General features: G+C 64.8%; 9 protein-coding genes. 2 read left to right on the forward strand and 7 right to left on the reverse strand.

Features of this window, described 5'->3' with window-relative positions:
• The first annotated feature begins 22 nt into the window (after positions 1-22).
• Both ACFWY9_RS10085 and ACFWY9_RS10090 read left to right on the forward strand, forming a co-directional pair.
• On the forward strand, positions 23-982 hold the full coding sequence (locus ACFWY9_RS10085) for an ATP-binding cassette domain-containing protein (protein ID WP_378324515.1): 960 nt from the start codon (positions 23-25) through the stop codon (positions 980-982).
• Positions 982-1,794, forward strand: coding sequence for an ABC transporter permease (locus ACFWY9_RS10090; protein WP_378324384.1), 813 nt, complete (start codon positions 982-984; stop codon positions 1,792-1,794). The genes ACFWY9_RS10085 and ACFWY9_RS10090 overlap by 1 nt, the downstream gene beginning before the upstream one ends.
• Positions 1,795-1,800: 6 nt before the next feature.
• On the opposite strand, the gene ACFWY9_RS10095 is transcribed toward ACFWY9_RS10090, so the two are convergent.
• The 7 genes from ACFWY9_RS10095 to ACFWY9_RS10125 all read right to left on the reverse strand — a co-directional run bounded on the left by ACFWY9_RS10095 (position 1,801) and on the right by ACFWY9_RS10125 (position 11,334).
• Entirely contained in the window at positions 1,801-3,438 is a 1,638-nt protein-coding gene (locus ACFWY9_RS10095) for an MFS transporter (protein WP_378324383.1), read from the reverse strand.
• Between the two features lie 85 nt (positions 3,439-3,523).
• Positions 3,524-5,512 (reverse strand): cobalamin-dependent protein, encoded by a 1,989-nt coding sequence (locus ACFWY9_RS10100; protein WP_378324382.1) that lies wholly within the window; start codon positions 5,510-5,512, stop codon positions 3,524-3,526.
• A 4-nt stretch (positions 5,513-5,516) separates the two neighbouring features.
• Positions 5,517-6,470: an aldo/keto reductase gene (locus tag ACFWY9_RS10105; RefSeq protein WP_378338653.1), complete on the reverse strand. Its 954-nt coding sequence runs from the start codon at positions 6,468-6,470 to the stop codon at positions 5,517-5,519.
• 10 nt (positions 6,471-6,480) lie between these two features.
• A complete protein-coding gene (locus ACFWY9_RS10110; protein WP_378324379.1) occupies positions 6,481-7,671 on the reverse strand; it encodes an NAD(P)/FAD-dependent oxidoreductase in 1,191 nt (396 codons plus the stop codon).
• Between the two features lie 9 nt (positions 7,672-7,680).
• Positions 7,681-8,874, reverse strand: a complete 1,194-nt coding sequence (locus ACFWY9_RS10115; protein ID WP_378324378.1) for a cytochrome P450 — start codon at positions 8,872-8,874, stop codon at positions 7,681-7,683.
• A gap of 28 nt (positions 8,875-8,902) precedes the next feature.
• Complete coding sequence (locus ACFWY9_RS10120) at positions 8,903-10,093, reverse strand: cytochrome P450 (RefSeq protein WP_378324377.1); 1,191 nt, start codon at positions 10,091-10,093, stop codon at positions 8,903-8,905.
• 47 nt (positions 10,094-10,140) lie between these two features.
• Entirely contained in the window at positions 10,141-11,334 is a 1,194-nt protein-coding gene (locus tag ACFWY9_RS10125; protein ID WP_378324376.1) for a cytochrome P450, read from the reverse strand.
• Positions 11,335-11,369 lie beyond the last annotated feature (35 nt).

The raw sequence follows: 11,369 nt of genomic DNA on the forward strand, positions 1-11,369 counted from the left end.
GACGTCTGAAAGGGAAGCTCCCATGACGACTACGCAGCTTCGATCTGCGATCACGACGACCGGCTTACGCAAGTCCTACGGCGATCACCTCGTGCTCGACGGTCTGGACCTCGACGTTCCGCAGGGAACCGTCTTTTCGCTGCTCGGCGCCAATGGCGCCGGCAAGACCACCATGATCAAGATTCTCTCCACCCTCATCAATGCCGACGGTGGCGAGGCATCGATCAACGGCCACAGCCTGTCCGACGAGCCCGAGGCGGTTCGCGCCGCGATCGGCGTCACCGGCCAGTTCTCGGCAGTGGACAACCTGCTCACCGGCGAGGAAAACCTGATCCTGATGGCGGATCTCCGCCACCTCGGCCGGGCGGAAAAGCGGCGGCGGGTCACCGAGCTGCTCGAACAGTTCGATCTGGTCGGGGCGAGCAAGAAGCCGGCCGCGACCTACTCGGGCGGTATGCGACGGCGGCTCGATCTCGCGATGACCCTGGTCGGCGACCCGCGGGTGATTTTCCTCGACGAACCGACCACAGGCCTGGACCCACGCAGCCGTCGCGCCATGTGGCAGATCGTCCGCGAACTCGTAGCCCGCCGCGTCACGATCTTCTTGACCACGCAATACCTGGAGGAAGCCGACGAGCTCGCCGACCAGATCGCGGTCCTGGACAAGGGGCGGCTGATCGCCCAGGGCACCTCGGAAGAGCTGAAACGCCGTATCCCCGGAGGCCATGTCCGCCTGCAGTTCGTCGACGCACAAGGACTCGACTTGGCCGCGAGTGTCCTGGGCCAGGTGCTCCGCCTGGACGATGCCCTCGCCTTGCAGGTACCGACCGACGGCAGCGTCAGGTCGCTGAAGAGCCTGCTCGATCGGCTTGGCGACCATTCGATCGAGGTCGACGGGCTGACGGTGCACACCCCGGACCTCGATGACGTCTTCCTTGCACTGACCGGTAAGTCAACGAACGAAGAAGAGGAGATGGCCTGATGGCGGCGCGGTCTTATGCCCTGACCGATTCGATGACGATGTTGCGCCGCAATCTCCGGCGCATGATCCGATACCCGACCATGATCGTGATGATCATCGGCATGCCGGTCATCTTCCTGCTGCTGTTCGTCTACGTTTTCGGCGGCACGCTGGGAGCAGGGCTCGGCACCAATTTGACCGCGCAGTCCGGCGGATCCAGTGGCCGCGCGGAATACGTCAACTACGTCTCACCCGCGATCATGTTGATGACCGTGACGGCCGTCGTGCAGGGGACGTCGGCCTCGGTCGCGACGGACATGACCGAAGGCATCATCGCCCGATTCCGCACCATGTCCATCGCCCGTGTCTCGGTACTGACCGGGCACGTCCTCGGCAGCATGATCCAGACCGTGGTCGGCGTGGCGGTGGTGACCGGTGTGGAGCTGCTGGTCGGCTTCCGGCCCGCAGCGGGGGTGGGTGGCTGGTTCGCCGCGTTCGGAATCCTGATGGCTGCGGCGTTCGCGCTCATCTGGCTTTCGGTCGCGCTCGGTCAGGCCAGCAACACCGTCGAAACTGCCAGTAACCTGCCCTTGCCGCTGATGCTCCTGATCTTCCTCGGCAGCGGGTTCGTTCCTCCCGAATCCATGCCGGCCGGGTTGCGCTGGTTTGCCGAGTACCAGCCCTTCACCTCGATCATCGAAACCCTGCGGAGCATTTTCGTCGGCACACCGGTCGGGAGTAACGCGATAATCGCGCTGAGCTGGTGTGTTGTCATCGCCCTTGGCGGATACCTCTGGTCGAGGAAGCTCTACAATCGCGAATACACGAGGTAACCGGAATCATCGAGTGATCGTGGGGTTCGCCTCATTCCGCGCCGGTAGCTCGTCCGGCCGTTGCTCCGGCAACGGCCGGTCTGCCGTCTCCAGACCCGTCACGAAGAGGACCGCCGTCGCCACGACCAGCGGTGCCGCAGCGATGAGCGCCACCGTGCCCAGCACAGGTGTCGCGCCGAGCAGTAGCGGACCGGCGAGACCGCCGACCTTGCTGGCGGCGGCGGCGAGTCCACTGCCCGTGGCACGCAATGCCGTCGGGTACAGCTCGGTCGAGTACGGGGACAGCATCGCGATCATGCCGGCCGTCGTGGACAGCAACAGCCCGACCAGGACGATCACCGGCCCATCTGCCCGAATATCCCACAGACCCAGCAGTGTGAAGCATCCCAGCGTCCCGGTGGTCAGCACCGAGTACAGAATCATCGAGCCGCGGCTGCTCCAGCGCCCGTACAGACAGGCAGCGACGAGCACACTCGGCACGGCCGCTAACGACGCGAGGAACAACAACCGTTCCGCCTCATCGCGGTGACCGAGGCGCTGCAGGAAGGTCGGCAGGAAGGTGATGAATCCCCAATTCACGACGCCCCAGCCCAGTCCGTAGAGCAGGACCGACATCGACCGTCTCAGGTAGGGACGCGCGAACAGGTCCACGAACGGTGACCGGACCCGAACCGACGCCGCGACCTGGCGGGCCGAGTCCACGACGGCGTCCGTCACGACGGTGATCCCGTACCTGCGCATGACCTCGGCCGCTGCCGCCTCCTGGCCGTTGCGGATCAGGAACCGCGGTGACTCGGGGATCCAGGCGCACAGGATGAGCAGCAACAGCCCGGACGGCAGGCCGAGTAACCACAGCACGCGCCAACCGAAAAGGGGGATGAACAGCGTCGCCGCGCCGCTGGCCACCAAATAGCCGAATGTGGCACCCAGCCCGCTCTGCAGGACGATCAGCGGGCCGCGGTGCTTGGCCGGGACCGACTCCGCGGTCAGCGAGTAGACGGTCGGCAGCATGCCACCGGCCGACGCGCCCATGAGGAAACACATCACCAGATTCCAGCCGAAGGATGGCATGAAACCGCAGATCGACGTCCCGATGTAGAGGACAGAGGAGAAAATCAGGGTTGCCCGCCTGCCGACGATGTCGGCCAGGTAGCCCCAGACGAGCGAGCCGACCACGGTGCCGGCGATCGCGGCGAACGGCAGCCAGGCCGCATCCCGGGTGGTGAGGCCGTATTCGGCCGCCATCCCGGGTACGACGAACCCCAGAGAGGCCGGTTTCATCGTATCGATCACCAGCCCGATAGTGAGCATCACAAGCAGCGACCAATGTCGCCGGGTGAGGCCGGCCTCGTCGATCGACCGGAACTGGAGGCGGGACTCGCTCCGGGCCGACGGGGCCGAATCACGTGTGCGGGTCGTGAGGGACCAGCCGACCAGGCCGACACCGACGGCGATCAGGACCATCCCGGCCGTCATCGCCGTGGACATGCCCATGTCGGCCATCATCACGGCGGCCGACCGCATCTGCATGCCGTCGGTATGCCGTGCGTGGTACGCGATCAGGAAATCGGGAAAATGCAGCAGGACGCCGGCCACGACCAGTGCGGCGCCGAGCACGAGGACGATCTTTTTTTCGGTTCGCACGGTTTCCCCAAGGAATCGAACACGATGATCGGATGCCGACAGCGGCTGCTCACGCGTGGCCGGTCGACCGCACTGTCCCGGAGCATCACAGGGCTGCGCGATCCTCGCTCCACTCGGGAGAGAGGTCCGCCACCCGCTGGATCATGGCGAAGCAGTACAGCGAGTTGTGATCAAAGCTCTGCGACGGCATGTGCGGATGCTGCGAACGCATGTGGTCCACCCGAATCCGACCGGGCGGTGGCTTCTGGTCCACGAGCAGCTCACGCAGCGCACCGGAGACCTCGATGGAGTATCCACGGCCCCCGACATCGTGGATCGTCAGCGCCTCGAACGGATAGTCGAACTTCTCCAGCGGTGTATTGCTGTACACGTAGGGCCGGTTGACGAGATCCACCTCGAACAGCGCGCGGGCCGCGTCGTCTTCCCACCAGGGCTGGGTGCGGACGAAGTCGGCGAGATCCCTCGTAAAGGTCACCCGATGCTGATGCAGGGCCGCGTGCACGAAACTTCCGTAGTTTCCCAGGTCGTAATAACGGGCCTCCCGGATGGAGTCCTCGACCAGCCGCGAGATGGGCGAGTCCGGACGCTGCTCCTTCCAGAACTTCGCCAGCGCGGAATAGAGATCATGGTAGGTCGTCGTATTCGTCTGCTCGACCAGGTATTGGCTGAGGTAGTAAAGGCAACGGGCGTTCTGGGTCGAGTGGACGGCGTAGTAGAAGCGCATCCCGTCCGCGAACTCCTCCCGGGACACCTCCCGCGTGGCGACCACGACACGCGCCTCGGCAACGTCGCCGCCCACCTCCCTGGTCTCCAGCCCGAGTTCCTTCTGGTTGTGGTAGATGGGCGTGTTGTTGAGGACGAGGTGCGGATAGGTGACGATAGTCGAGTGCGCACGCTGCTCCAGCAGATAACCGATGCCTTCCTTGAAGGAGGTCAAGGTCTCACCGGGAAGGGGCCAGATCAGCTCGATATAGGAACTGAGCCCACGCTCGTGAATGTCCCGCTGAATCGCCTGGTATGCCTCGAGTTTGATGTTCTTTCTCGACACCACCTTCAGGGTTTCGGGCGACAGGGTCTGCAGTGAAATGGGCTGCGTCGTCACCAGATCCGCGTCCTGGAGAATTCCGGTGATCTCGGTGACCGCATGCGGTTTGTTCTTCGCTGCGGAAAAGGTCACCACGTTGGGCAACCCGTACTTCCGGGCGCAGTCGGCGATGTGCCGGGAAAGGTCGATGTCCCGGCTCAACATGCCCCAGTTGGCGTCGGCGATGTAGAGGTTGATGACGCCGTTGCGGGCCATCCAGGTCAGCTCGTCACGGAGTCGGTCCTCGTCGAAGCGGTAGACCCGGTCATTGGTGGCCGCGCCCCAGTAGCAGAATCCGCAGTGGTAAGGGCAGCCCCGGTTGGTCTCGATGATCGCCATGCTGTACTCGGGACTGATGGTGCCCGTCAGGAAGGGGGAGGGAATGGAATCCAGATCACTGATCCTGGACCGCTTCTCCGTGGTCACCAACGTTGAATCCCGGTAGAAGCTCAGTCCGTCGACCTTCGACAGATCGGGAACGGGCTCTGTCAGCTCCCGCAAGTATTCGGTAAACGTGATCTCGCCTTCGCCGTTGCACACCGTCACGTTCTCGTCGTGGGGATCGATGTATTTCTCGGCATGGTTCATCACCTGCGGACCACCCAGGATCACCTTGGCCCGCGGTACGTGGTGTCGCAGAGTTCGCAACACCGACCGGACCAGGCCCGAGTTCCAGATGTAGGCGGACAGGGCGTAGACGTCGGCGTCGGCTTTGACCAGGTCACCGAGGATGCTCTCCTGGGATGCCCGGATGGTCGTGGAGTAGGTATCGAACTCGTACTCGTTCCGGACGACAGGGTCGGTGGCGGCGTAGGCACGCAGATAACCGGAGACGAGCGGGGTAATACGCTCCACCGACGAGAACTCCACAGTCATTACCGACTTCATGACTTCCCCCAAAATTGTCGAGCTTCGGGAAACAGTCCCGGATACCAAAGCCAACGCCGCGATGTCCTGCCGACAGGACACCGAGGCGATCCTGCTGCCCACCCGCCTACCATGTGTAAGCCTCGGGAGCGGGGCCGCCAGGACCGGGGAAGATCTGGTCCAGCCGCTGCAGCGTCTTCTCCTCCAGCTCGATCTCCAGCGCGCGCAGGCTCGCATCCATGTGCGCAACGGTCCTGGGGCCGATGATGGGGCCGGTCACACCGGGCTGGGCGAGCAACCAGGCCAGCGCGACAGTGGCCGGGGCGTCACCGAGTTCATCGCAGAGCGACTCGTACTCCGCGATCGCCGACCGGTGCTTGTCCAGTTCCGGGGCGATGATCGGTGCACGAAGCGATTCCCGGCGCAGGATTCCGCCGAGCAACCCACCGCCCAGCGGGCTCCAGGGGATCATCCCGACGCCGTAATCCTGACACGCCGGCAAAACCTCGAGCTCCACCGTCCGGTTGAGCAGGTTGTAGCACGACTGCTCCGAGACGAGACCGTAGCAGTTGCGGCGCTTGGCGGTCTCCTGTCCCTTGACGATGTGCCACGCGGCGAAATTCGACGAACCGGTATAGACAATCTTGCCCTGCAGGCGGAGGACGTCCATCGCCTCCCATATTTCCTCGAACGGAGTGGCGCGGTCCACGTGGTGCATCTGGTAGATATCGATGTAGTCCGTTCGCAACCGCTTGAGGGATGCTTCACAGGCTCGTCGGATATTCAAGGCGGACAAGCGTCCTTGGTTCGGCCACTCACCCATGTTTCCGTAGAACTTGGTGGCGAGGACGGTCTTCGTCCTGCGTTCTCCGCCCGCGGCGAACCAGTTCCCGATGATCGTTTCGGTTCCGCCGTTGCCACCGTAGACATTGGCGGTGTCGAAGAAGTTGATCCCGTGCTCGTGGGCTCGGTCCATGAGGGCGTGGGCGTCGCCCTCCTGGGTGTTCCAGCCGAAGTTCAGCGTGCCGAGCACGAGCCGGCTCACCGAAAGTCCGCTTCGGCCGAGATCCGTGTACTCCATAGGTACTCCTTTATCCGATCTCCGCGAGGAGATCGATCAGTTCGGGAGTGACGAACTCGTCGATCGGGCAGGCGCCCGACAGTGTGGAGAAATATCGATTGGTCAGCCCGTCGCTGCTCGCGATCACCCGGAGCAGTGCCAGCTGGTCCTCGGAAATCGCGAGGTTGGCGGTCTTGAGAGTTGTTCTGTAGTCGGGCATCAACATCTCGGTCCGCTCCCGGGCGAACCGATCGAGTGCCGTCCGCAGCGCCGCCGGATCATGGAGTGCGTCGCCGATACGGTCAGCGAGCAGCTGCGCCTGCAGGAAGGCGTCGGTTATGCCACGAGCGGTGATCGAATCCTTGTGGTGCCCGGAGTCTCCCACCAGGGCCCAACCGGGGCCGGCCGCCCGGCGGAAGAAGTTGCGCTGGTCTCCGGTGCCGTGCAGGGGTTCGAGGCGACCGCCGGCCGCCATCTGCTCGCGCACCTCCGGCGCGGTCTCCTCGACGGCCTTCAACAGCGCGTCGAGACCGTCGTGGCGCACCCGCGAAAAGCTGCTCTGCGGAAAGTACGCACCTACCAGTGTCGCGCAGTCGTTGGTCGGAATGGTGCCCACCCAGCTTCCGCGCGCCTCGTAGAGCCGGAACCGCGGAGGCAGCGATGACCAGTAGGTGTAGTACGCGCACGACAGTTTCGGATCTTCGATCTCGATCGGCGCGCCGACCTTCGCCGCCACCGTGGAACGCATGCCGTCCGCGCCGACCACCAGGACACCGTGCTCGGTGTACTCGACTCCCCCCGAGCGGACTCGTACCCCCGTCACGTGATCGTCGTCGAACACCAGATCACACACCCGGGAACGCTCGCGGAACTCGGCTCCCGCCCCGACCGCGGCCCGTACCAAGATCGCGTCCAGCAGGTGGCGGCGCGGCGCATAGGCGGCCGCCATCCCTCCCACGGGCCAGGAGCACCCCTCCAGCCGGACGTCCGCCACGGTGTAGCTGACCTTCTCGATCGGCGGACAGCCGGTCGCGATGATCTCGGGCAGCACTCCCCAGCGGTCGAGCAGTGCCACCCCCGGCTGGTGAACGTACAATGTGGACAGTGTGTCCCCGGGAAACCGCCCACGGTCGAGCAGCAGGACCCGGTACCCGGCGCGAGCGAGGAGCATCGCGACCGGGGAGCCACCGCAACGAGCGCCCACGACTATGACGTCGTACACGCCGCACACCTACCGGCGCACACGCAGCGGCAGCTTCCAGACGCCGGTGAAGTCGGGCGAGGGGATGATGGTGGGCTCCGCATCGGGGTCGGTATGCAACTCGGGGAAGCGGTCGAGCAGGATGTTCATGGCGATGCGCCCCTCCAGCCGCGCCAGCGATCCGCCGAGACAGACGTGAATGCCGCGCCCGAAACCGAGATGCGGGTTGGGATTACGGCCCGCGTCATAGGTGTCGGGGTTGGCGAACTGGCGCGGATCGCGGTTCGCGGCGGCGAGCCACACCTCCATCATTTGATCCTGGGGAATCCGCGTGCCACCCAGTTCGACCTCGACATTGGTGCCCCGGTACGCGGAAGCGAGCGGTGTCAGGCAGCGCAACGATTCCTCGAGGGCGGACGGGATCAGGGAGCGGTCAGCCCGGACCCGTGCGTACTCCTTGGGGTTGGCCTCCAGACACAGGATGGTGTTGCCCAGCAACATGGTCGTGGTGACGTGGCCGGCGAAGGTCAGCAGGCCGGCGAAGTTGACTATCTGGTTGTCCCGCAGCCGCTCGCCGTCGACCTCCGCCTCGACGAGCTGCGTCAGCAGGTCCTCCTGCGGCTTCTTCCTGCGGTCGGCGATGTGCTCCAGCAGGTAGTCGTGCATCTGCCGTTGGCTCTCGCGTTGCGCGGCGATCGAGCGCGTCTGCTCGCCATCGTCGTCGGTCGTCTTCACCTGTGCACGCGCGGCCATGCCTTCGTCGGCCCACTTCTTGAACAGGACGCGGTCTTCGCGTGGCGTGCCGAGCAGGTCGCCGATGACGATCATCGGCAACGGATAGGCGAAAGCCTCGTTGAGCTCGAACGTGTCGGACTCGACCTCGTCGAGCAACTCGCCGGCCACGTCGGCGATGACGGGTTCGAGGTTGTTGACGACTCTCGGCGTGAACGCCCGGCTGACCAGCGTGCGCAGCTTGTGGTGCTCGGGCGGGTCGGCCTGGGTCAGGTTGCCGTCGAAGTCCCACTGGTCGGCCCCGGGTACGAAACGCCGGGCCACATCGGAGGTGTAGGTGGCCGGATCGTTCAGGATCGCGAGCGTCTCGGGATATCCGTAGACGTGCCACATACCGGTCTCTTCGTCGAACTCTACCGGCTTTTCCGGGTGTTCGCCCCGCATCCAGGTGTGGCGGGGATTGAAGCTCCACTTGCCGACAGTGCTGGTCATCCGATTCTCCTTGAATTCGAGTGGTCGATCACCGGGTGCTCAGCGTCAGCTTCGTGACCCCGATCACGAACGGCAGCGGGAGGAATGTGGGCGGTTCCGACGGGTCGACCCGCAGTTGCTTGTACCGGTCGAGCAGCTCGTTCAACACGATCCGGCCCTCGATCCTGGCCAGCGGCGCACCGAGGCAGAAGTGAATGCCGCGGCTGAAGGCGAGGTGCGGGTTCGGATCGCGGGCCGGGTTGAAGGTGTGGGGATCGTCGAACTGCCTCGGGTCCCGGTTGCACGCGCCGATCCAGTTCATCACCAGCCTGTTGGGTCCTAACTGGAGTTCGCCGATCTCGACGTCCCTGGTGGTCACCCGCGCCGCCATCGCCCCCGGCGCCAGATAGCGCAGTGTCTCCTCGAACACGCCCGGCACCAGTGACCTGTCCTCGCGTACCCGGGCGTCGATCTCGGGATGCCCGTCGAGGCACAGGACCACGTTGCCGAGCACCGCACTGGTCGTCGCGTGCCCGACCACCACCAGGTCCTTGAGGAAGTTGACGATCTGTTTGTCGGTCACCCGGTCACCGTCGACGTCGGCCCGGATCAGGTCGCCGATGATGTCGTCTCGCGGGTTCTTGCGCCGATCGGCCACCAGCTCGGACAGATAGTCGAGCATCTCGGGGACGCGCCGCTGGGCGGCCGCGATGTCGACGTCGTCCTCTCCGTCGAACAGACCGCTCGCGCCCTTGACCATCTGCTCGACCCATTGCTTGAAGATCTCGAGATCGCTGGTCGGGACGCCGAGAATCTCGCAGATCACGATCACCGGCAGCGGATAGGTCAGCGCCTCGACGAGATCGAGCCGATCACCGTCCCCCGCCTCGTCGAGCAGCTCCCGGGTCAGCTCCACGATGCGGGGTTCCAGCCGAGCCATCATCGAGGAGGTGAAGGCGTGCCCGACGAGCTTGCGCATCCTGGTGTGTTCGGGTGGGTCCACCCCGAGCAGGCTGCCGTCACGGTCCTCCTTCTCCGTCAGCGCCTGGTCCCCCTCCATCAGGCGGTCGACGTCATTGGAGAAGGCTTCCGAGTTGGTCAGCACCTCCCACGCTTCCGGGTAGCCGTAGACGTTCACGATCCCGTCCTCGCCCACCTGGACGATCTTTTCCGGTTGCCGTCCGCGCAGCCAGACGTGATCCGGCTGGATATTCCACCGGTCTGCCACAGTTGTCGTCATCGTGGTAATTCCGTTTCTGTTCGGTCCGGACTGGTGCCGCGAGCGGATCATCCGGTGTGGACCTGGAGGTTCCAGAAGCTGATCAGGTCCTGGGCCGGCAGGAACGTCGGCTGTGCGGCCGGGTCGACCCCGAGGACCGGGTAGGTGTCGAAGAGAATGTTGAGCGCGATTCGTCCCTCGAGCCGGGCCAGTGCGGCACCGAGGCAGAAGTGGATACCGCGGCCGAAGCCGATGTGCGGGTTGGGGTCGCGCCCGGCGTCGAAGGTGTTGGGTTCGGCGAACTGGCGCGCGTCCCGGTTGGCCGCGGCGGACCAGACGATGACCATGTGTTCGGCGGGGATGTGGCAGCCGGCGAGGTCGAAATCGACGTTGGTGGCACGGTAGGTCGCGGCGACGGGGGTCATGAAACGATGGATCTCTTCGAACGCGGCCGGCACGAGCGATCGGTCGGCTCGGACCCTGGCCTGTTGCTCGGGGAAGCTGTCCAGGCAGAGCATCGAGTTGGCCAGCAGCATCGCGGTCGTGGTGTGGCCCGCGATCAGCAACACATGGGCCACCTTCGCGATCTGGTGGTCGGTGAGCCGTTCCCCGTCGACTTCGGCCTGCACGAACCTGGTGAGCAGGTCCTGTCTGGGGTGTGCCCGGCGCTCGGCGGCATGTTCGCGCAGATACTCGGTGAGCTGCGCGGCCGGTTCGAGCTGAGCTTTGGCGTCCCGCGCCTGTTTCTCCGGGTCGTCGGACAGGTCGAACGAGCCGTTGGCCTCCATCATGGCGTCGACCCACTGCTTGAACAGGCGACGGTCGCTGGCGGGCACGCCGAGCAGTTCGGAGATCACGGTGATCGGCAGCGGGTACGCCAGCTCGGTCACGAAGTCGAACTGGTCCCTGCCGTCGAGCTTGGCGAGCAGGTCCCGGAATATCTGCTCGATCCGGGGCTCCAGGTCCGCGACCACCCTCGGTGTGAACGCGCGCGAGGCCAGGTTGCGCAGTTCACGATGTTCCGGCGGATCGAGCTGGAGGAGGTTGTTCTCCGCGAAGTCGGCGCCGCCTTCCGGCGCGAAACGGCGAGCCGTCGCGGAGGAGAAAACCTCCGGGTTTCCGAGAACCTCGACCGCCTCCGGATACCCATAGATGTGCCAGATATTCGTTTCCTCGTCCAGCCACACGGGTTGTTCCGCCGGCTGCCCACGCATCCAGAAGTGTTTCGGGTTGCTTTTCAGTTCGTCGACTTGCAGAGGCATTTGTCTCCCTCGATCAGAGCTGTACAGGTTGCCGA

It is taken from the genome of Amycolatopsis sp. NPDC059027 (assembly GCF_042739735.1).
GTDB lineage: Bacteria > Actinomycetota > Actinomycetes > Mycobacteriales > Pseudonocardiaceae > Amycolatopsis.